The organism is Candidatus Arsenophonus triatominarum (assembly GCF_001640365.1).
Taxonomy (GTDB): domain Bacteria; phylum Pseudomonadota; class Gammaproteobacteria; order Enterobacterales; family Enterobacteriaceae; genus Arsenophonus; species Arsenophonus triatominarum.
The window spans coordinates 1-21303 of sequence record NZ_LWMI01000039.1; the positions used below are offsets into that span (position 1 = coordinate 1).

The following is a 21303-nucleotide window of genomic DNA, read 5'->3' on the forward strand; positions in this document are numbered from 1 at the left end:
CATCAACGGCATTGTATTGGGCATTTTTTTCATCATAAATTGGAACACCCGATAATTTGACAGTAACATCACCAGAAGATGTAGAGTCAGTCTCTTCCAGCACTGTTGCTGTAAAACTGATTGCTGTCGATCCGTTATATAACGTTTGCTTACTTTGCTGATTTAACCAGTGAGTAGACGTAAATTTAAGCTGATCACCGGCTTTTAAAAAACCTGTCTTACTCGGTGTTGCTCCAGTTAATGTTATCGTAAACTGGTAGGAATCCTTAACAGAAAGATAATCAACGTTAGGCGCTGTTTTCACTGTGATTGTTCCGTCAAAATCCCCTTGCTCTCTTGATGCAAGACCATTAGACATTAATGCACGGATCCCCCCAAAATTACCTGTTATTTGCGCGTTTTCCCAAGCTGAACGCACTAAAGGTTCAGCGGAGATAGTAGTTTGTGCATCGGCAAGCCGTTGGGCTGACCACGGATCCATGACGGCGTAGTTTTCACTGGTTTTAATGCCAATATCTTTTATGAATGAGGCCGTTTGAGCCACATCTGACCATTTCTTTATCGGTGTATTCGGTGAGCCTAGCGATAGCGCACCATTGTTCATCATGAAATGGGCTAATTCTGTTTCAAGATCAGTCACCATACGCTCATGAATCGGTGATAGAATTTGTTCAAGCTGATTAAGCTTTAACGCTTCTTCAATTTGTGTCCATTCAACAGCCACCGTGATGTATTTACGACTTTGCCTGTCGCTTTGCCAGAGATAAGACCATTTTTATCTTTCCCCGTAATGTCACCTGTCTCTGTTCTTTCAGACTTGAATTGATGCGGACGCTTAAAGCTCACACTGTCGCCCGTGTTTGAGTTTATCTCACCCGATAATAATTGCCTGTCAACGGTTTTACACAAAACAATATCCGACATAAAACCGGGTAAGAATTTTTTTAAAACGATTTGACTAATATTTGAGTCTAGATTATTGCCATTTTTTTACTCTTATTCAATAATTGCACCTGGGCACAATTTGTTAAACTCATCGGATTTCACGTTTCCGGCGCCACCTTTTAGCTCGGGTTCAGGCTTAGGTGTTTTTTTAGGTTTGGGTGCCAGTTTTACCTTTCTGGCTAATTTGACCTAACAGAAACGCGGCTCGGATAGGATCATTCTCAGCGGTAAGCCGCTGGCGTAATGCTTTGTTTTTTCCAAGTGCATAGGCGATAAGTTCTGTTCCCTCATCAGCAGCATGAATTAAAATTTCCTGTTGTAGTACTGGAACTTCTGAACGTACAACCTCTTCCATCTCCGTATAATCTTTTACGGGTAATTTAGCTGCACGTTGTTGATGGGATTTTAAACGCTGAATAAATCGTTCCTGAACTTCTTGTTGCTGCCTTTGCTGCGCTTGTTTTTTTTGTTCGACATGGCTTTTTTTCTCATGCCAATCTGTCAGTGCTTTTTCATAGACTTCTTCATCATAATCACATGATTCCAAGGTGGGTTTAGCAGGAATAACGTTATCATGATTCACTGGCGATTGATAAGACTGCTTGGTTGTCAATTCCTCAAGCTGTCGTTTCAAATCGCGATTTTCTTTCTGTGTTTCTTTAAATCCTTTTCTAAGTTCTTTAACCCACTTAGGAGCTGGCTTTCCTTCAATTGAATCATCGTCATCAGCCAGCGAGATTTCTTCATCGCCGATCTGCAAGGAGTAATCTTGTTCCTGATCGACGTTCTGATCTGGTTTTACTTCAGATGATTCACCAGTCACAATTTCAGCATTGTCAGTGGTGTTACTCTCACTAACTTGCTTTGTTTGTTCTGTTGTTTCTAGCTGTTGTCGTTTCTGATTTTCAGACATAGGTACAGCCTGACCATCAATGATCAGTTCGTTTTCCATCTATTACCCCTTAACTCTGCGAGAAGTCCGCAGGAGACTGTTGGTTATTTTGTGATTGAATAGTTTTCGCAACATCTAAGCTTTGCTTATGCTGCATATCGGTTGCTTTTAGAATTAACTCGGCATCTGCTCGTGATGAGTCGCCTTGTTCTTTCTGGAATTGATGTAACATTTTTAGCGCTTCTCTAATTTCAGAGCGCTTTGTACTATCAGCAGAGGCAAGAATCTGAACAACTTTGGCTTCTGCTACTCTAGCCTCAGTCTGAGCCTGAAAAGCTTTAACCTGAATAGACAACTCTTCGTTCTTCGCTTTCTGAACTTCAGCTTGCCCTTGCATCAATACCCCTTGAGCGGCTACAAGTTCAGCATTAGGTTGTTGGGCTTGCTGTTGAGCCTGATCAACAACTTGGGCTTCTTCTGCATTACGAGGCTTAACAACGCCTTGAGTTAATAACTGCTTGCGATTGTAATCTTTGAACTCGTCGAGCCCTTCCCCGTCCATATTGTCTAGAATAATCCCCTGAACAACTGCACGCATTGGGTCTTGCGGTAACATTCCAGCCAACAGATTAGTCAGAACTGAAACAGTAGCATCACGTCTCGCTGTATAAGATGGCCCCACATCAACGGTGACATCATAACGCCCCGTCGATAAGTCATTCATCGCTACCACTTGTCCTGTCTGCTTATCTTTGATGGCAACCGACATTAACGCTATATCGTCCGTACCATCATCATTAACAATACGGACTTCTCTGTCTGAACCATAGACTTCACGTGCCATCGATAACCAAACTTCACCTGCTCGCTTAAGACTTTTGGCCATGTTATCAAGGTAAATAAATGAGGACATATCAGAACGATGCATCAGATTATTAACCGTCTCTTTAGCTATATTGCTTGGCATTTGTTGCATAGCCTGACTTGAACCGGTTACTTCCTGAATATCACTACTGGTTTGTTGTAATAATGCCGCCATTGCCTGATTGAGTGGCTGCGGTTGGGTGTATCCTATTGGCGTTGGTGGCGCAATAATATTGCCTTGTTTGTCAACAATCTCATTTAATGGTAAAAAAGCGGGTCTGTTCTTATTTCTAGTTTCCCAATATTTCTCCAGTTTTTTTATCTGACTTTTACCAACAATCGGAATTGAGCCCGTATCCTGAGTCGCAGAATCTGCCAGCATCGACACTTGTAAGTTATACAACCGTTGTGCATCCATGGCTTTTGCTATATGCCCCTCAACTCGCTCAATATCATCGATAAACCACCGCTTACCATAGACTGGAATTAACGGAATATGATCACCTGGTATTCGTTGAGCTTTCTCGAGGAATCCATCACCATCAATCACTGAGACATAAACATGTTTGCGCTTTATGGTTCGCCGAGCTTCCTCGATAAAGCCTATGTCTTCAAGATCATCCTGAACAAGTTGAAGTTGATCACTGTCATAGGTGACTTTTTCATTAGTGAAGGGATTGCTAAAACTAATAACATCGACGGATTCTTTTTTTACTTCATAATACTTGGCAATATAAACAACATCATTATCAAACCAGTCATAATCCCAAGTTTTCTCAATTCTGCTATCTAACGTCGACGGATCTTTATTGTATTCAGTTTTGTATTTATCAACTGACAGTGAATACATACAGAAAGCCCATTCAGCATCAGACTTATCATATTTCTTTGCGTCAGGATCAAACCAAACGGAGCGGGCAGGATCGTATATTGGCTCCAAGCGAATACGCTGTCTTTCATCCATGGGTTCAAGTTCATTGACTAAATTTGTCGTCAGCCTGAAACAACCAAATCCACCTGTCGCTGCATCATCGAATGCATTATCACATGCCTCACCACCGTCGGTTTCTTCGTAATCAGCACGAAATAACCCATTTAATTTATTGGCTAATTCTTCGCTAGCTTCCTTGTCACCAGGCCTAAATTTCACCGTAATTCGATTATTGCGATATTCGCTAATTATTCTGTTTAATTCATTAGATATTTTATTGATTTCAAATTTGGGATATTTCTCAAAATGTTCTTTTACTTCAGATCCAGCGGCCGTTGCGCCTTCCCATTGCCCACCAGGAACTCGCGCAAATCTTGTCGCCTCAATACATTTACTTCTTACTTCTTTTTGCGATAAGTGCGCACGGTCAAATCTGAGCATAATTTGCTCATGTCTTTTATGTAATGTTTCAGCCATAATTACCAACTAGAAGATGAGGGAACGAATATTTCAGTGTCTTCTTTTAAACGAATGGGATTAGCAAATGACATCATGAGGGTATCAGCCATATTGGGTGATTTTATTCCTTTTGATCTCATCTTCTCTTTGCTAATCAATTGGATTAATCGATTACCCGCGGTGCGTTTTCGTTGTTGTTTAACCAATTCAGACTTAACTTGTGATAGTTTTTTTATTTTTGATGATAGGCTTATCAACTCATCCGGATCGATATATTCTCTCTTTTCAACTGCGCGCCAGGTTTTATAAAATCTATCTGCCAAATAAACCCAATATTGCGCGCGTTTATTTCTAAACGTATCACGGTTAGTTCTGTCATCATTATTTGTTGATGAAATATATTCACCATTCCCTGGAACATATATTTCATTAGGATAATCAGGAGAATCACCAGCGCCAAAGCCAGTTACAACCATCTTATTACCATCGTTACTCTGTCTTAGATGAGTTTTTACTGTACCCGCACCTAAACCAATGTTGTCATAAATAAAATCATCAGCTCGATAGTCAAATGCTTCATCAAAAGCCCTAATAGTTGCATCTGCCACATCACCTTCTGACCAACTCACACAATCCTCAACAAGCACGCCATAGCGTTTTGATAATGCTTTTTCATCCTGACCAGAATCGGCAGGGTCAAAGGTAACAACACGAATGCCTCTTGGCCTAAGTCCTAACTTGATGTGAGCATCGATCGCAGCATCCACCCACTCAGGCTGAATTAATGCATCATCATAATTAGCATCACACTCGCCACCGTAAACATGAAGCCATTTTTTATAGTTTTCACGTTTCATCTTCTCAGCATCATTTTTGAGTTCTTCGGATAACCAGGGATTATCCAGGTAACTCACTTTGCCGACATATAAGTCATCGTCTTCGTAATAGCCTTGAACATCAATTATTTCCTTGTAAGGCTTAACGAAACGCTTATATACAGCGCCATCTTCTTCTGCCGGATTAAATGAAAACCACAGCTCAGAACCAGGCTTTCGTATTGTCGGTATAAGTATATCAAGACTCTTTTCAGATACTGTTTCAGCTTCTTCTATCCATGCAACATCAAAATCATGCTTTGACTTGATAGAAGCTATATTACGTGCTAATTGTCCGTATTTAAAAATAGAATCATTTATACCTTCAATATAATTATTAAGAATGCGAAATCGGTTTTGTAATCGCAAAGTTTCTATTTCCGCTTGTAAAACAGCGTGTACAGAATCTTCAATTGAATTCATAAACTCACGTAAGCATAAAAACCTACGTTTATTAATCGATGCTGTTATTAATGCTATCTTAGCGAAAGAAAGCGTTTTCATGCCGCCACGACCACCAAAGTAAACTTTTATGCGTTTCGGTTTAAACATTGGCGCGAACTTTTCACTAATTTGCACCTTCACTTATAGTCATTCCTATAAATTCAATACTAATTTTGTTGTCCGTTTCAATTGCGCCGCCATTTTTACCTGACAATTCAGTTTCTTGTTTATCAGCATATCCATGCTTACTTAGCATCAATTTGGCAATAGTAGGATTGAATTCCCCTTTCAAACCAGAATTTAGCAATTTATTTTCTTGCAATGCGAGAATTCCTTCAACGATGTCCGAAAATTCAACATTTGTTGATGACCATTCATAAATTGTCGATCGAGAAATATTGAGATAACAAGCTAAACCAGCGATATTAGGCACAACATCCCCTACTGTTTTATATTCGCCCATTAAATAGGCCTTGGCCTTTTCAAGACTCATGGCTAACTTACTTGGGCGTCCAATTTTCTTTTTGCTCACCATAAGTTACTCTCTAGGTTTACTGGAAAAGGAGTAAAGCCTCTTTCCCTTTTTGAATTGACTTTTGCGCACGGGCGACAGGTGTACTTTCTGCGCCGGATTCGTGCCATAAATCCTTAAATATCTCAAATTTCAGCTTCTCGTCTTTCACAAAATCGATGGTGATTTGTGCTGCTGCTGTATCAAGTAATACCAATCTTAAAATATCAAGACGCACTTGTTGTTCTGCGGTTATTTCTTTCATCATTTCACCTATTTCGAATTAATATTTATGTTTAGCCGCACTCATTGCCCATCGTTTAGCCTGATTTAGACAATCTTCTAGCATCTTGCCTCGTTTACTCGCTGGCTGTTTGCGGTAGTACCGGATAGCTTCATTTGTTGCTAAACTGGCTACAGAGTTAGAAAAGCCGAGCTTGATTAACTCGGCCTTAACATTGGCTTCGATGAATTGCTCAGGAGTCATCCTTCTAACCTCATGCTCCCACCAATTAAATCAAGGGGGATTTGAGATAACTCCATTACTGTTTTTTCAGCTTTTTTAAGAATGGGTAAATCATCTTGACGCTTACGTAATCGACGACCAGCATCCGAAGAGTCTTTATCAGACTCTTTTCTGGCTGTAGCAACAATATTTTGTAATTGCTCAATAGTAAAAGCTAATCCTTTATTTTCTTCCAACTCCGTCATGTAGTCATAGATTTTAGCCTGCAACTCATAGCTGTAGCTCATTGCCATTAGACAGGCTTCACGTTTTGGAAATCGGTAAATTTTTCGAATAGACTGGGCACCGTTTCCAGTGGTGAAAATATCATCAGCTAAAAATTTAGCAGATGTTTCTCCAAGAACTTTGGGTACTTTTGCCATAAAATTATTGTGCTGTAATTTACGATATTTTTTGCAAGGAAACGTTAATGCTTCTGCTTCCGCTTTTGATTTCCGGTCAGCATTAATGTAATCCACCATTTCCAGACTGGTCATTGTTGGCATTTCTGTTACTAAAAAATTGTCATTTTTAGTTGTTACTAATTTCATCGTACTTTTCCTTATAGAAAATCGAACCTGCGCGCACAGAACAGCCGCCCACAGAAAAGCACCATTTTAAACGGCGTTCTTCAGGCTCGACTTTCTATAAGGTTCTGTGTTTTATTGATGCGCGTGCGTGGCGCTGAGATTGTTAAGATTTGAACGTGCCAATGACCGATTCAGTGACACTGTGTTTTGATGTACTGCTGTAGATATTCCGTCTGCTTTTCGTTCTCAGCTATCATCGCTCTGAGACGGAAATAATCTTCTCGAGCTGCCTCACCAAGTTGTGGGGTGGCTTCATCATGTCGGCTCTGGGGGGTAGCGGTTTTGGATGTACGACACACGGCGTTGAGGCGCAACCACTTGTTACCAGCACGAACAGCATCATGCAGCTTATCAAGCTCTGTTTTGGCATTATTCAGTTCCTCGGTGTGTTGAATATTGAGTTGATGTAAGGTATCGATTTTTTGCTGTTGCCGTTTCACGGCTTCAATTTGTGCGTGATATTGCTGTTTTAATGTTTGGTAGTTTTGCCTGATGGTTTGATAACGGTAGTTGATAAAAATAAGTGAGAGAATTAACCCTGCAATAATCACTCCGATAAATGAGTAAGGTCGCCATAACATATTACGCTCTCAATTTCCCGACGGGTAATTAGCCCTTTCCAAACTTCGCCTTTCACATAAACCCACCGCTTCATCTCATCACATGCCCCTTTTCGGTCATTGTTGTTGAGCTTTTTGAACAAGGTCGATTTGGCAAAATTACCCACGCCCACGTTATAAGCAAATGAGTAAAGGGCTGCCTGTGTTAGCGTGTTGATATTGACCTTAATCAACGGGTCAACATAACGTTTAACGGCTTTTAAATCGTCATTAAGCCACTTATCGCAGTCTTCTTGCGTGTACATCCGGTTACGCACAATATCCTTGCCTGTGTGCCCGTAGCAAACAGAAAGAATACCGCCACCGTCAAAATAGGGCTTAAGTCTCAGCCCTTCGAAATGCGTTATCATCGCTGAGGCTAAAAACAGCGCACTACCGCCCGTTGCCATCAATATTTTTTTCGGTATCTTCATACTGACGTTCCTTGAGTCTGTACTCCTTTTTGCGGTAGTACACGTTGATAAAAAATGTCCCTATCGTGCAGACAATACCCATCACAGCTACCCACTGCTCAAGGGTAAAAAAATCAAAAATCGTTGTCATGACTCCCCCGATGGTGGTCATGATGCCCCACAGATAGGCGGCAGGTGTTGAGTATTTTTCAAACATACGCATATACCCTCCCGTTGAGGGTTCCATTGCTTTGAATTGAACAGGGAGCCAGCCGCCTTACTCGTTTTGATGATTGTTTGTGTGAGTATTGCGGTGGCGTAAACGAAAAACCCCACGTTTTCACATGGGGCTATGCACTACTGCCTTATTTACCTTATATGTACCATACGAGCTTACAAAAAGTAGTGCGTTGATAAGATATTATTATTTGGTTAATGAAGCAACAAAAAACCCCGCAAAAGCGAGGCTCATAAGTTAGCTGACGTTGTTGTCACTCTTATCACAATATCAGGATTTTTACGATCGTAAAGTATTTTTATGCTATTTTTGTACATCCGGATCCATCTCCAGTTTTATATTCAGCATCATCAACATACCTTCAATCACCCCTTCTGCTTTTTGTAATTTTTTTCCTATATGCGTATCTGAGCAATGGTGTTCATAAGCTAATTGGATAAATGTTTTACCAAATACATAGTATTCAAAGAGTAAATCGTGGATATCCCTGTTTTTTTGATTTAGTTTAGCCATACAGCTTGAAATAATCATGGCATCATCTTCGCAGCACTGGGGCTTGGATTTTATTTTGAGCGGAATTAATCCTTTAAATCCTGTTGCAACAGGTGACCAATACACATCTTCTCTATTATCAGCTACCCAAGCTCCCCAGCGAACTAATACCTGCTGAATGTCACGCATTAATTCCCCTCCGGCAAAATATGAATTGAGGCATGGTCTCAATGCCCTGCGTTGAATAGTAATGGTGGTTTCTTGATTATTTGATTTCCCAAATGGTGATAATTAATTTTCCGCCCTTAACGATTTCCTTTCGCTCAACGTGCAACACATCTATCTGAGAATCATCAACTATCAAACTGCCATGACAAAGTGCATCAATCGGTGCTTTCATCAGGTTATCTAAATCTCGCTTACGACGGTCAGGTGGATATACTCCTATCTCAACCCCCAAACGTTGAGATAATCGTTTACAGAGCTTTTGACGCATTATTTCAGCGACTACCGACTGACGATATAATTTGCCTTTTGCGGTGATGAAGTGTTTGTTGTGTTTGGCGTGATACCAGTAGTGATTGACAGAAGGGGGAAAAGGAACGGTGATGTTATAAGTTTTCATTCATAGCTTAATCTCTCTCATCTCCACCCCTTTAGCGGTATAACCGGTTAACTGTTTACCTGCTATTCGTTGACGCTTTTTCGTCAAAAAGTGGATGTGGTCTTCATAAACATAGCGGTATTCACCATCGACAAGGATGTGTTTAAAAGCTTTCATTGGTTGTTTTGCATACTGCACAAATTTATTATTATCCTTATATATCAATGCATTAGATGGACATAACGTTTTTCTTGCTTTGGATTCTTTAATTTCCTTCTCTGCACCTCGGTATACCCAGAATGTTTCTTTATGGCCCGTAATTTTACGTGTACGAACTTTAATATAACCAAGCCGTGCCATTAATCGACTAAACTCATTATTACTTTTTACCAACAAAGAAAGTTCATAGGTTGATTCACATAACCAGCCATGACGAACATACTCTTTGACCAATGCCTTATTGTGTTCAATGTTAATTACTGTATATTTATCATGTTGTCTAGGATGTCGATAGATAACCCAATTATCGAAAGCGTCTTGTCTTTCATTTGTTAATATCTGCACTGCAAAAGTTCTTAACGCTTTTCCATTTTTACGATTCCAATATTCAACCCATGAATCAGAGCGGTTAAGTATCAAAAGACAGTAATCATCAACTTTATGTGAATGCACGCCACGTGAAAAAACCTTATTTTCCAATGGCCTATCTGGGCATAACGATGCTTGATATTCATAAGATTTTTTATATCCTCCGGTGAATCCGGTATCACTATCTGCCTCATGAACGGAAATCCCCGAATTAAGCCACACTAACCCATTACCATCGTGCCTCAGTCCTAAATCCGTTAATGTACAGATACCGTTGTTAATGACTGACCAGTTCCCCGAAATAACCGCTTTTCGGAGGTTAAATATATTGAAGTCCTCACTTTGGACACAAAGGTATCCTTCACGGCGATTTTCCCTGCTTTGAATTTTCATATTTTTGCCTATTTGATTTTTATTTGGTGGGGTTTAGCGGATTACAGGTGAAGTTTTCTATTAACACTTTTGGCAATTTGTCACGCTTTCCAGCACTGCCTCCCGTCCAGTAATAATCAATTTCTTTAAATTGCATTCTAAACATGGACGGCTGGGATAAGATTTTCAGGCAATCCTGTTCTGATAGTGCTTTGTCACTATAGTGCTGCCAATACACGGGTTCGCCGCCATTTTTAACAATGGTTGCTTCGATTTGGTATTTCATTGGGTTTCCTGATACGAATAATCTAACAGTAAACTAAGCGGCTTGTCTGCGTGAACGGTAGCTTTCCCAAGTGAACGTTAGTGTACAACCCCCTCCGTCATTCATCCTGTCCATAACTCGCTCGCCAACAAAGGTTGCTAATTCTTCCTTGGGCAAATTACTAATTAATATCGTTGGTTTTAAATTTTCATAACGACAGTTAATAATTTCAAATAAAATCATTTTTTCCACATCACTACCGAATTGGACACCCACCTCGTCGATAATAAGCAGGTCTGGTGAAGCGTACATTTCAATTACATCTGACTCACGTTCTTCTGAATCCTTCGCCCATGTTGCCTTAAAGTTTCGGGCAATTTTAATAGCTGATGTCAGCCTGACCGAAGCCATGAAGTTTTCAATAATCGATTTCCCTATTCCAATTGCCAAATGGTTTTTTCCTGTCCCTGGCTTACCACACATAACCAATCCTCCGCCTTGTTTCAACCTTTCAGGCCATTTTGCAGCATAGGACTTACAAACAGCTAAACACTGTCTGGCGTAACTATTGATGGGTTCATAGTTATCCAGTGAAGCCATATCAAACCGTTTCGGAACATTGAAAAATTTTAGTAAATTAAGCTTTTCTTGATGAACTCGCTTGAGCTCAACCGCTTGATACTCCTGCTCTAGCGCTATTATTTTTTCTCTCAGGCATTCAGGACATTCACCTTGTGTTTCCATCCCTCTCAGACTCAACAATTTTCGCTTGTAAGTTTGATATTCTCCGTGTTTTTCACAAGTGACAGTTATCTCCTGCACGACAGTATTTTCTATCACTTTCGGTTTTTGAAGTGTATCTTCCAACCGAATTTTCAATGATTCGATTTTTGTTCGATAACCCATGTTACACCTCCGCCCATGATGGAATTTCGGTTTGACCATAATCAAAATGCGAAAAATTAGTCACCATACCTGAAACCTTTCGAACAGGATTTCTTACAGCCTGTTTATTCTGGTAATTCAGTTTCTGACTCGTGGTGATAAACCATTTCTTCGGTTTGTCGTGTTGATATTCAATATCCAGCCTCAGTAATTCACTGGGCAGATCGAGATTGGGGTAAAGTTTTTGCCAATCAGCGAAGTCTTTGTGATTCAGGCGTATCACCTTTCCCTCAAACGCATATTTTTCTGACATCGAATGAACATCAGCAGATATTTCTTCCCCTTCATCCTCACAAGCCATTTTTTCGGCTTGGGTGTTATAGGGAATCAGGTTAAGGGAATCAGGAATCAGGTTAAGGGAATCAGCAGGATTAAAACTGTGCTTGTATGGTGCTTGCACTGTACTTGTACGGTACTCTTCTTTTTTATCTTGTTTTTCAGTAGCTTGAAATAATCCATCATGTTCCTGAACAACAGTCGGCGACAAATTGTTTGGCTGTTCATCCTGTTTAGAAGTCAATGTCGATTGATTATAACCAACATGAGAAGTGTTTAAATTTTGTTCGTTCGTTTGTTGGGTTTTAGGTTTTAAGTGCTTGTCAGATTCTTGCACTGTATTAGTATGGTGCTTTTCTGATGCCGCTTTATTATCAATAAATTGAGTAATCTGTTCAGGGATTTCACTGGGTGACTCTTTACAATGAGGATTTTGATGTTTTTTCCAATTATTAATTTGGATGTAGTCATTCCCATCAACTGAATACCGAGTGATAAAATTTTTACTGTGTAACTGGGACAATAACTTTTCACAATCCGCTTCATCATAAGGTAATACCATTGCTTTTATTTTACGGGGCTTATCTTCAAGACGACCTTCTCTATCCGCAATCGTCCATAATCCCGCGAACAAAAGTCTTGCTAATGGTTCGCACTCAGCTAAATCATCATTGCTGAAAAAACCAGGTTTGATATTTCTTGCTCTTGCCATAACGTTATCTCTTTTAGTGAATTTGTAACTTTTTCAGGACTTTGATACTAACCGACGGGCAAAATCTTTGTTTTTTGATGCAGCAACCAATAGCCCATCAGGACTATCTGGATGGGCTTTTTCTTCATGGTTTTTATTGATAAATCGGCGATTTCTTGGCATAATGACCTCGCTGAAATTGAAAGAAAAAAAGGGAAATTCGTCGTTTCCCTTCTCCTTGAAATACTAAACTTTCTTCATCAAACACAAAGCTCATTACAATTCTCAAAAGCTTCATCGTTTTTTAACCTTGAAGCTTCTTTTTTGGCAATCTCAAATGTTCCAGCATGTCTATCAGTTTGCGTATCTCTTCACCTGAGATATTTGTTATGACTAAATCCTGCTTCGGTGAATCGTACCCCATGCAATCAAGCAGTCTTGCCATCTTTGGGATTATTCCATCCTCTGACTGCCATCTCGTGATTTGAGAGGGGTTTATGCCAATAGCGTGAGCAATTCTTATTGCTGAATGTGCCTGAATGCCATTGCGTATTCGGGCTTCAATATTTTTTGCATTTGATTTGCGTGTAATTGTGGTTTCCATGTCTATAATTAATTCCATAAGTTTCAGATAAATAGTATTCCCTCCCGATGGGCTGGGAATTTAAAAAATCTCCCAATTTCAGGGAGGCCAGGTTGTTAAAGAGCGGTGTTTATAATTTATTTTGGTGGAAAAATGTCATCTAAAATACAGCTAGAACCGAAATTTTTTAGAGCCTTAACTATGATTCGACAATCATCAAGTTTTGGTTTTCTTTTGTTCAGTTCGTAGTTAGCTAATCTTGTCTGTTTCCAGCCAATCGATGCAGCTAATACATTTTGAGAAATTCCTAATTTTTTTCTCTCGTTTGCAATATTGTTCATTGTATCCCCCTAATGACATATTAAACACAAAATGTGATTAATAGTCAATCACGATTTGTTTGAATACAAATATCACAATATGTGTTAAAAATTACATTATGAAAAACCTACATGAAAGAATTGGTAAAAGGCTTAAATTATTGAGAGAAGCCAGAGGATTGAGTCAAGCACAACTAGCAAAGTTGTGCGGGTATTCGTCTGCGTCAAGAATTGGAAATTATGAATTAGGTGACAGAAAAATCAGTGTTGATGATGCAATCAGGATAGCTCCAATATTAGGAATTTCCGCCGCTGATTTACTTTTTAGTAATGATGATCAGTTAGATAATTTTTCAAAAAAAGGAAAGGTTTTATCTAAAACAGAAGAAAATCTTTTAGAAATGTTCAACGCCCTGACAGAAGAAAAACAAAAAAATTACTTGAAAGAAATTGCTGAGACTAGGGCTAATCTTGAACGAATTTATAAAGAAATGAAAGAAAAAGAGAAGAAGTCAAAAAGAGCATCGTGAGGTGGGTGACAAAAAATTCATTTTTATAATAGGATGATTAATATTAAATGGATATAATAAAAATTAAAAATATTGAAAAAATATGTAAAGTTATTGATAACATCAAGAATGGTGAATTGATTGATGCAAATAGAATAAATCTTTCTGAATTAAGTAATGTGTGCATAAAAGCGTATGGTGAAGGCAAACAATTTGAAGGTGTTCTTACTTCTTCAATATGCTATGGATTACGTGATTTTCATAATGAGTTATTAAAAACATATTGTATAATTAAATATGGAACAGATAACCTGAAATCTTTAAAGAATTCCGAAAAAGATGCCTTAGAAATAACCTTTGTAATTGAGCATGGAAGCACTAAAATTCTTGCTAAATGGGAAAATATTATAAATGCATTCAACAGGATGACAGAAGGTATGAGCGGAAACGTAAAAGCGATATGTTATATAGTTACCGTGTTAGCTTTTACTGGATATTTTTGCTTCGATAAAAATACAGACAAAGAACTTCAACTAGAAAAAACAAAAGAACAATTATCAGCTTCAATTGAAACCCAGAGAATACTTAAAGAAGGTATGATTGAAGCACTAAGGATCAACAACATCAATCCACAAATACTTGACGAAGTAGAAGCAAAAGCATCTCAAGCTTATGAGAAAGTATTAAAACCATTTTCTGATGCTAATAAAGTTGAAATATCATCAACAATAAACAATTCTGTATTGGACAATAAAGAACTTAACGAATTTATCGCCAATCCAACCACAAAACTACAAACAATAGATTCAACTAAGGTTTTACTTATAGAGGGGATTAAACGTAGCCCAGAAAAACTTACTGTTACTTGTAGTGAAATAGACTCTAATCATTCATTCACAATGTATATCAATACCGGATTTATCTCACAAACTGAAATAGATATTCTCTTTGATGCTTTCAAAAAAGATAAGCATGTAGCAGTGCAGGGCTCGTATAAAACCCGCGCTGGAGTAATAGAAGAGGGTGTTCATAATTCTGTGTCAGGGGATTTTATATTTTGATTATACCATCTAGGCGCCCTTTAAAATAGATGGACAATTGAGCAATGGTTAACGCCCAGTTACTAATCGGCATAGTCCATTTGTTGGATACCTGATTGATGCCAATATAAAGTAATTTTAATAAGCTGTTTTCATTAGGAAAAGCCCCTTTGGTTTTAGTTAATTTCCTAAACTGCCGATGAACCGCCTCTACTGCATTGGTCGTATAAATGGGTTTTCTAATGGCTTTAGGGTATCGAAAATAAGCACTGAGCAACTCCCATTTACTTCGCCAGGATTCTAGCACTATCGGGTATTTTTCACCCCATTTCGTTTCCAGTTCATCAAGGGCAAGCTCAGCAGCCGCTTTAGTATCTGCACGATAAACCGGCTTTAAATCAGCCATAAAGGCTTTTTGGTCTTTACTGGCAATATAACGTAAGCTATTGCGAATTTGATGAACTACGCATAGCTGAACTTCTGTCTGCGGGAAAATACTGGCTATCGCTTCTGGAAACCCTTTTAATCCGTCAACACAAGCGATTAAAATATCTTGTATACCACGGTTATGTAAGTCAGTCAGAACGCTCAGCCAATGATGTGCTCCTTCTGTTTCAGACATATAGAGTCCTAACAATTCCTTATGCCCATCGGTGGTTAGTCCAAGTACTGTGTAGATTGCTTTATTGATATAGTGACCATCATGTTTTATCTTGTAATGAATGGCATCGAGCCAGACAAAAGGATAGAGCGCCTCCAGAGGGCGTTGTTGCCAGGCTTTTAATTCAGGGAGTAATTTGTCAGTAATATGCGTAATAGCTCCATCTGATATTTCCAGTCCATATAATTCTGCAACATGTTTTTGAATATCACGATAACTCATGCCTAATGCAAATAACGATAGGATTTTGTTATCAATATCCTCTGATAATTTTGTCTGATTTTTCTTAATGAGCTGAGGCTCAAAAGCACCTGACCTGTCTCTGGGCGTTTTCAGTTCAAATTGACCTGATGTCGATTTAACCGTTTTTCGAGTATAGCCATTTTTACGCGTATCGATTGACGTTGTCGATAGGTAGTGTTCTATTTCTGCCTGCAGGGCAGCTTCGGTCAGCTGTTTTATGAGTGGTGTGAGTATTCCATCCGTACCGAGTAAATTTTTACCTGATTGTAATTGCTTCAACGCTTCATCAAAATTAAATGATTGATTTCTCATATGTCATACCTCTTTTTTTGAGTTTAAGATATGACACAGATTTTTGAACACTACCTAATAGAACGGGCTGTTGCTTCGACGATTGAAGCATATCAAACAAAATAACCCTCGTCCCCGAGGTTTTTTTATTGCCCTCTCACCACCCACTACCCCATATACACTCCCATCTCAACATATTTAACCCATACCTTAATAATAACCATAGATTTAGCCTTCTTTTTTGTTTTAACAATCCTTTTTTATCGCTGACAAAAATAATTCTTTTAAAATCATGATGATATTTTTTACCAAAATAAACACAATTTGTGTTTGACAAAATAAACACGATATGTGATTATGATCGCATCAACTCACTGCAACAGGCAAACGCCAGACAATACCACGAGTTATCTGAAACCTTGCCAGACGTTGCCAAGTAGCCAGCCTGAGGCGTATGAACATGAAGGCAAGTGACGACAGTTAAGCAATACCGCTCTTTAACACCATTTCGCTGAAAAAGCGAACCATAAAACACCCAAACAGTCGGTTTTGGGGTGTGTGAAATAACCAAATTGCAGCCATAAAGTTGAAACCAACACCAGGGTACTACCAATATGACTGTAAATATAATCCGGATACCTCCGGCACACACCACCAAAACCCATTGTCAGGAGGTAATATGTGTAACTTTCATGGTTATGATAATGCTCGCTGTCGTAGACATGAGCGTAGAAGCGCCAAGCGAGCAGCCTATAACTATAACAAAGCGCTTAATTTGGCATTGAAAGCAGCGTTGAACCCATCTAAAAAATCTAACCAACTAACAACTCCAAATCCTAAACGCCCTATTCTTTCACTAAAAAGAAAAATGATGAGTCGTGTAGAAAAAGCAATATCAATACGCCTAACTAAAGTTTATGACTCATTTGATAATTGCTGTTTGCCTGAAATAGCTTTATACACTGCTAAAAGGTTTAAAAATAAACCTAAGCTCAACTTCGGAGTAACTGCTAATGTTTGAGAATAACAAAACGATTAAGGTTCAAATTGTTGCTGATGTTAGAGCAAAGTGTAACTATATAGTAGATATGAACGAAGAAGATTATAAAAAATTTGAAAGAATTATCGATTCACAAATGACATCCAGCAAGATGAATGATGCAATTCTTGATATAGCAAGCAAATACGGAATTTATGATAATATCGACTTCTGCGAACCTGAAGACATTGAATTCCATCTGATAGGAGCATAATTAATCAATTCACAAAATCAAATCCTTTCTTTTTATTAATCATAAATAAACAATTCATAATATAATCAATGTCTTATTAAGGTGATCATTATTCCTGTTTTGTGTGTTGTTGGATTACACAGAGGGAGCGAGCCTGACGCGCCAGAAATATCTGGCAATCAAATTAGTTTCAGGATGTGTGAATGCGGCTCTGCGCTCGCGGGACAGTCAACATTCTATAAATTATCTTTCAAATAGCTAAATATAGTTTGATTGCGTTTACCCGACCGTGATGACTGTAATCGGACACCAAGAGGCACTTGGCACACATCCTAACTTTTCAGCAAATGTTAACAAGGAGTACACATAATGAGATTGGACAATCCACGCATTGTAACGGCAAAGCATCCCAATATGGGTAATCTGGTTGGGATTACTAATGGTAGTCGTCATTTGAGCGATGCAAAATACTTAAGCAGCATTGATATATGGAATGACGACGACATGGAAACAAAAACTTTCAAAGAAATTATACAGTGCTTAACAAAAGAAAATAAGCGTCTTAAAAAAGAGAATTTAAGACTGATGAAGATATATCGTGAAATTGGCGGGCTGTGCAGGACTTGAACCTGCAATAAGTAAATTTTATCTACTGCTCTACCATTCAGCTAACAGCCCAATGTTAATTATAGTGCGGGCATCAAGAAAGCTTTAACCACCAGAGAGAGAATACCTAAAATACCCGCACCTAACATCCAGCGAATTAACTTTTGTTCAGCACGAATACCAGACATTTCAAGTTGTAGGTCTTTACGGACTATTTCCATGTCTTTACGAACATTGGTTATTTCAGCAGATAAGTCCTTACGGACATCAGCTATGTCACGTTTAACGTCAGCAATATCAGCTTTAGTTGCTACATCCGCAACTTCATGCGATCTACGTACAACAAGTGAAATAGCTTTAGCTTGCTGACTAGTAAGTCCAGCCGTTTGAAGCTCTTCTGATGCCTGTAGTGTATCAAATGCAACCTGACCCATAGGAAATCCTCCTTTTTGGTAAGTATAACGGGTTTAGTCTGCAATCTGCAAAATCTTTCACGTTAATACCTTAATTCGTTTACTCACGGAGAAACCGTTATGTCTAAATTAGTTGTTATTGAAAATACCGTTGTTCATCAAAACGCTTTCGGGCGTTATTGTCTGAATGATTTACATAAAGCCGCAGGAGAATTAGAAAAGGATAGACCTAAGTATTGGCTCGCCAATGATAAGACTCAAGAATTAGTTGCTCAATTCGTAAGCGATGGTGGAATTCCCCCATCGGTTATTAAAGGAGGTACAGAGCAGGGAACCTACGTTGCTAAAGAACTGGTTTATGCTTATGCCATGTGGATTAGTGCAGCTTTCCATCTCAAAGTTATCCGGACGTTTGATGAAGTTATTTCTACACCTATCCAACCACTAACCGATAAAGTTCAGGCTGGATTAGCAATGCTGGCATTCTGCAAACAAGAATTGCGTATCGCACCTTCTGGTATGCTTGGTGCAATGAAAAAGCTACAAAATTCACTTGGTATGCCGGATATCCTTCCCGCTTATGCTGTTGATGCACCAGAAGGGAGTTTAACGGGTTCAAGCGAAGTGACGCACTCTTTTACGGAGCTTTTATACTGCATGGCAAGCCTTACAGCCCACCATCTGGCTTTAAACGTCTGTAATTATTAGGTATTGTTGAGCGTAAATCACGTCCAAGTAGCAAACATCCTGATAAAGAAAAATTATTCTGGTCACTGACAGAAAAAGGATTACAGTTTGGCAAAAACCTAACAGACCCAAATCATCCTCGTCAGACTCAGCCTCATTTTTATGATAACCAATTTCCTAGATTGTTAGGTCTCATGATGAACGGAATTGCAGCATAATAAACCATTGACGAAAAAAGAAATCATGCGCTATATTCTATATCAGGTGCTGAACACACCTTCAACGAGCGGATATCCGCACCCGACAGTTTAGCGGTTTTTTTACGTCCATAGATTATGGTCGGGTAGTGAACAGAATATACAAAACCCTGAAAAGGGGAAAACTGTTGGCCGTCTCGTTGCGGTGTTCAAGTACCCGACCGCCCATCTGAACAGTGGGTTTTAATAAATCAACGAGGACATAAAAATGACCACTCCAAAACTATCCATTGATGCTTCAACGGCATCTCCAAACGTATACATTAATAATGGTAAAACAGTAACAACATCAATTGCTATTGCTGAATACTTCCAAAAAACTCACGACAACGTACTCAAGAAAATTCGATCAACAATTTCTGAATGTGATGATGAGTATCATGTCGTTAATTTTAACGAGATGTTCTTAGAGATCGAAGTTGCAAATGGAGCACTACGAAAAACTCCCTACTACGAACTTACCCGAGATGCATTCGTTTTGATCGCGATGGGCTTCACGGGTAAAAAAGCTTTAAAATGGAAAATAAACTACATCAATACCTTTAATCGCATGGAAGCTGAATTACACAATTCTATCGCTGTAACCGGAGCAACAAATAAAGTTCTTCTCACCTTACTTCCAAATGGTAAAGTAGATAGCGCAAGAGTCATTCATGACAATGAATATGTTGCATCACTAGAGTCATTGTTTGAAATTGGCCGTCGCGCGGGTTATATGATTATTCATAAAGATGAATTAATCAAAAAACTATCAGAATAGCTTAATTTTCCTCGAGCACGTCTCCGTTTCAAACGGAAGCGTGCACCACATTAATAAATACCAATATTCATTCATCAATTAACTTTGAGGGATATCCTTATGTCAAATTTAATCAACATCGAAACAAAAAACATCAATGGTGAATTAATCCAGACTGTTAATACCCGTGATTTACATTCATTTTTGGAAAGCAAGCAGGAGTTTGCTAATTGGATAAAAGACCGCATCCAACAATACGGTTTTATTGAACATCAGGACTTTTTGATAAATTTATCAAAAACCCCAAATGGCGGTCGTCCAGCAAAGGAATACCACATCTCCCTCGATATGGCGAAAGAACTATCCATGGTTGAACGCAACGAAAAAGGGAAACAGGCCAGACAGTACTTCATTGAATGCGAAAGACGAATTTTACAATCACAATTACCCAATAACCCAACAACTTTAGGCTTACCTAATTTCATTGACCCTGCTGAATCTGCAATTGCATGGGCTGAGCAGCATAAAAAAGTTCAACTGTTAGGGTACAGGTTCAACAGCTTGAAACCGAAATCGATAGTCTAAAAAACCTGTTTCAGATTGGTATGACACCTGTTCAATTCTGCAAGCAGCTTAATGGCGTAAATATTAACCAGGTCAACCTTTTTCTGGAATCGCGTCATTTCTCTACGATGCAGAAAAGGATATCAGCAAGGCTCATGTCTGGCGTGTTCATTCTTATGCGAGAGATACCTATCTAACCGAATCACCCTTCATCATGACAAACGATTACGGGAAACACCAGTGTTATAAAATCGTTCTGCTAAAAAAGGGGCTTCATGGCTATATAACCAATACCTCAAAAGTAAGCTACCGATGAAGAAAGACTGGAACGGCGAATTCACTCACGACAAATATAGTCAGGTGGCATAAGGGTAACGATGAACAAAGACAACATCCTGCTAGCGCTGGCAAGACAGGCAGCAAAGTTAGCGATTGATACCCAACGACAAGATATATGGCTAATCGCTTTATCACTGCAACTAAAAGCTTATGGAAAAAATCATCATGCCCTTAAATCTGAAAAGGCGAAAAAACGCCATCTTAAAGAAAAAATTATCACTCTGCTACTGGATTCGTCCTTTTCACAAAATGAAATCGAGTTATTAGTCGCGGAGATTAAAACCAGAAAAAACAGGATGCTATTTCAGTTCGAGGAGGTC

28 protein-coding genes, 1 tRNA gene and 2 pseudogenes are annotated in these 21303 nt (G+C 38.9%); 9 read left to right on the forward strand and 22 right to left on the reverse strand.

Annotation, left to right across the window (positions count from 1 at the left end; all coding sequences use genetic code 11):
* From AYJ55_RS20610 to AYJ55_RS20700, 19 genes and pseudogenes are all read right to left on the reverse strand, one after another.
* Positions 1-963, reverse strand: a pseudogene (locus tag AYJ55_RS20610) (P22 phage major capsid protein family protein); the annotation flags it as partial.
* 33 nt (positions 964-996) lie between these two features.
* Positions 997-1897, reverse strand: a pseudogene (locus AYJ55_RS20615) (phage capsid protein).
* Between the two features lie 10 nt (positions 1898-1907).
* A complete protein-coding gene (locus AYJ55_RS20620) occupies positions 1908-4109 on the reverse strand; it encodes a portal protein (protein WP_063657665.1) in 2202 nt (733 codons plus the stop codon).
* Between the two features lie 2 nt (positions 4110-4111).
* A complete protein-coding gene (locus AYJ55_RS20625) occupies positions 4112-5551 on the reverse strand; it encodes a PBSX family phage terminase large subunit (protein ID WP_245677489.1) in 1440 nt (479 codons plus the stop codon).
* Positions 5535-5945, reverse strand: a complete 411-nt coding sequence (locus AYJ55_RS20630; RefSeq protein WP_063657169.1) for a DNA-packaging protein — start codon at positions 5943-5945, stop codon at positions 5535-5537. Before AYJ55_RS20630 ends, AYJ55_RS20625 begins: the two co-directional genes overlap by 17 nt.
* 16 nt (positions 5946-5961) lie before the next feature.
* Positions 5962-6186 (reverse strand): DUF2560 family protein, encoded by a 225-nt coding sequence (locus AYJ55_RS20635; protein ID WP_063657170.1) that lies wholly within the window; start codon positions 6184-6186, stop codon positions 5962-5964.
* Positions 6187-6204: 18 nt separating this feature from the next.
* Complete coding sequence (locus AYJ55_RS20640) at positions 6205-6408, reverse strand: hypothetical protein (RefSeq protein WP_063657766.1); 204 nt, start codon at positions 6406-6408, stop codon at positions 6205-6207.
* Entirely contained in the window at positions 6405-6977 is a 573-nt protein-coding gene (locus AYJ55_RS20645) for a hypothetical protein (protein ID WP_063655217.1), read from the reverse strand. Before AYJ55_RS20645 ends, AYJ55_RS20640 begins: the two co-directional genes overlap by 4 nt.
* Before the next feature lie 170 nt (positions 6978-7147).
* Positions 7148-7597, reverse strand: a complete 450-nt coding sequence (locus tag AYJ55_RS20650) for a lysis protein (protein ID WP_063657767.1) — start codon at positions 7595-7597, stop codon at positions 7148-7150.
* Entirely contained in the window at positions 7564-8049 is a 486-nt protein-coding gene (locus AYJ55_RS20655) for a lysozyme (RefSeq protein WP_063653566.1), read from the reverse strand. The genes AYJ55_RS20650 and AYJ55_RS20655 overlap by 34 nt, the downstream gene beginning before the upstream one ends.
* Complete coding sequence (locus tag AYJ55_RS20660; protein WP_245677490.1) at positions 8009-8245, reverse strand: phage holin family protein; 237 nt, start codon at positions 8243-8245, stop codon at positions 8009-8011. Before AYJ55_RS20660 ends, AYJ55_RS20655 begins: the two co-directional genes overlap by 41 nt.
* Before the next feature lie 324 nt (positions 8246-8569).
* Positions 8570-8947 carry an antiterminator Q family protein gene (locus AYJ55_RS20665; protein WP_063657743.1) on the reverse strand — a complete coding sequence of 126 codons (378 nt, stop codon included), beginning with the start codon at positions 8945-8947 and terminating at the stop codon, positions 8570-8572.
* A gap of 76 nt (positions 8948-9023) precedes the next feature.
* Positions 9024-9383, reverse strand: coding sequence for a RusA family crossover junction endodeoxyribonuclease (locus AYJ55_RS20670; RefSeq protein WP_063657769.1), 360 nt, complete (start codon positions 9381-9383; stop codon positions 9024-9026).
* The gene (locus AYJ55_RS20675) at positions 9384-10343 is read right to left on the reverse strand and encodes a hypothetical protein (RefSeq protein WP_063657390.1); all 960 of its coding nucleotides are present in this window, start codon (positions 10341-10343) and stop codon (positions 9384-9386) included.
* A 19-nt stretch (positions 10344-10362) separates the two neighbouring features.
* Positions 10363-10608, reverse strand: a complete 246-nt coding sequence (locus AYJ55_RS20680) for a DUF1187 family protein (protein WP_063657391.1) — start codon at positions 10606-10608, stop codon at positions 10363-10365.
* A 33-nt stretch (positions 10609-10641) separates the two neighbouring features.
* Complete coding sequence (locus tag AYJ55_RS20685) at positions 10642-11493, reverse strand: ATP-binding protein (protein WP_063657770.1); 852 nt, start codon at positions 11491-11493, stop codon at positions 10642-10644.
* 1 nt (position 11494) lies between these two features.
* Positions 11495-12520 (reverse strand): hypothetical protein, encoded by a 1026-nt coding sequence (locus AYJ55_RS20690; RefSeq protein WP_063657771.1) that lies wholly within the window; start codon positions 12518-12520, stop codon positions 11495-11497.
* Between the two features lie 283 nt (positions 12521-12803).
* Positions 12804-13121: a CII family transcriptional regulator gene (locus tag AYJ55_RS20695; RefSeq protein WP_162505776.1), complete on the reverse strand. Its 318-nt coding sequence runs from the start codon at positions 13119-13121 to the stop codon at positions 12804-12806.
* Positions 13122-13219: 98 nt separating this feature from the next.
* Positions 13220-13423 carry a helix-turn-helix domain-containing protein gene (locus AYJ55_RS20700; RefSeq protein ID WP_063657772.1) on the reverse strand — a complete coding sequence of 68 codons (204 nt, stop codon included), beginning with the start codon at positions 13421-13423 and terminating at the stop codon, positions 13220-13222.
* A 98-nt stretch (positions 13424-13521) separates the two neighbouring features.
* Between AYJ55_RS20700 and AYJ55_RS36435 the strand changes: the two genes are divergently transcribed.
* A complete protein-coding gene (locus AYJ55_RS36435; protein WP_063657777.1) occupies positions 13522-13932 on the forward strand; it encodes a helix-turn-helix domain-containing protein in 411 nt (136 codons plus the stop codon).
* A gap of 47 nt (positions 13933-13979) precedes the next feature.
* Positions 13980-14972, forward strand: a complete 993-nt coding sequence (locus AYJ55_RS20710; RefSeq protein ID WP_063657773.1) for a hypothetical protein — start codon at positions 13980-13982, stop codon at positions 14970-14972.
* Here the strand turns inward: AYJ55_RS20710 and AYJ55_RS20715 are convergent.
* The gene (locus AYJ55_RS20715; RefSeq protein WP_063657774.1) at positions 14962-16167 is read right to left on the reverse strand and encodes an IS256 family transposase; all 1206 of its coding nucleotides are present in this window, start codon (positions 16165-16167) and stop codon (positions 14962-14964) included. The genes AYJ55_RS20710 and AYJ55_RS20715 overlap by 11 nt on opposite strands.
* 565 nt (positions 16168-16732) lie before the next feature.
* On the opposite strand from AYJ55_RS20715, the gene AYJ55_RS20720 reads away from it, so the two are divergent.
* The 3 genes from AYJ55_RS20720 to AYJ55_RS27195 all read left to right on the forward strand — a co-directional run bounded on the left by AYJ55_RS20720 (position 16733) and on the right by AYJ55_RS27195 (position 18005).
* A complete protein-coding gene (locus AYJ55_RS20720; RefSeq protein ID WP_245677405.1) occupies positions 16733-17167 on the forward strand; it encodes a transcriptional antitermination N peptide in 435 nt (144 codons plus the stop codon).
* The gene (locus AYJ55_RS20725; protein WP_063657380.1) at positions 17160-17399 is read left to right on the forward strand and encodes a hypothetical protein; all 240 of its coding nucleotides are present in this window, start codon (positions 17160-17162) and stop codon (positions 17397-17399) included. Before AYJ55_RS20720 ends, AYJ55_RS20725 begins: the two co-directional genes overlap by 8 nt.
* Positions 17400-17747: 348 nt before the next feature.
* Entirely contained in the window at positions 17748-18005 is a 258-nt protein-coding gene (locus AYJ55_RS27195) for a hypothetical protein (protein ID WP_063656976.1), read from the forward strand.
* Here the strand turns inward: AYJ55_RS27195 and AYJ55_RS20730 are convergent.
* Positions 17984-18056: transfer RNA gene (locus AYJ55_RS20730), tRNA-Phe, on the reverse strand. The genes AYJ55_RS27195 and AYJ55_RS20730 overlap by 22 nt on opposite strands.
* 8 nt (positions 18057-18064) lie before the next feature.
* On the reverse strand, positions 18065-18418 hold the full coding sequence (locus AYJ55_RS20735; protein WP_063657381.1) for a CCDC90 family protein: 354 nt from the start codon (positions 18416-18418) through the stop codon (positions 18065-18067).
* A 99-nt stretch (positions 18419-18517) separates the two neighbouring features.
* On the opposite strand from AYJ55_RS20735, the gene AYJ55_RS20740 reads away from it, so the two are divergent.
* The 4 genes from AYJ55_RS20740 to AYJ55_RS20755 all read left to right on the forward strand — a co-directional run.
* The gene (locus AYJ55_RS20740; RefSeq protein ID WP_425393813.1) at positions 18518-19105 is read left to right on the forward strand and encodes a KilA-N domain-containing protein; all 588 of its coding nucleotides are present in this window, start codon (positions 18518-18520) and stop codon (positions 19103-19105) included.
* 444 nt (positions 19106-19549) lie between these two features.
* On the forward strand, positions 19550-20101 hold the full coding sequence (locus AYJ55_RS20745) for a Rha family transcriptional regulator (RefSeq protein ID WP_063657382.1): 552 nt from the start codon (positions 19550-19552) through the stop codon (positions 20099-20101).
* A gap of 99 nt (positions 20102-20200) precedes the next feature.
* Entirely contained in the window at positions 20201-20665 is a 465-nt protein-coding gene (locus AYJ55_RS29935; RefSeq protein WP_063657775.1) for an antA/AntB antirepressor family protein, read from the forward strand.
* 356 nt (positions 20666-21021) lie between these two features.
* On the forward strand, positions 21022-21303 hold a 282-nt coding region (locus tag AYJ55_RS20755), incomplete at its 3' end, for a hypothetical protein (RefSeq protein WP_162505777.1).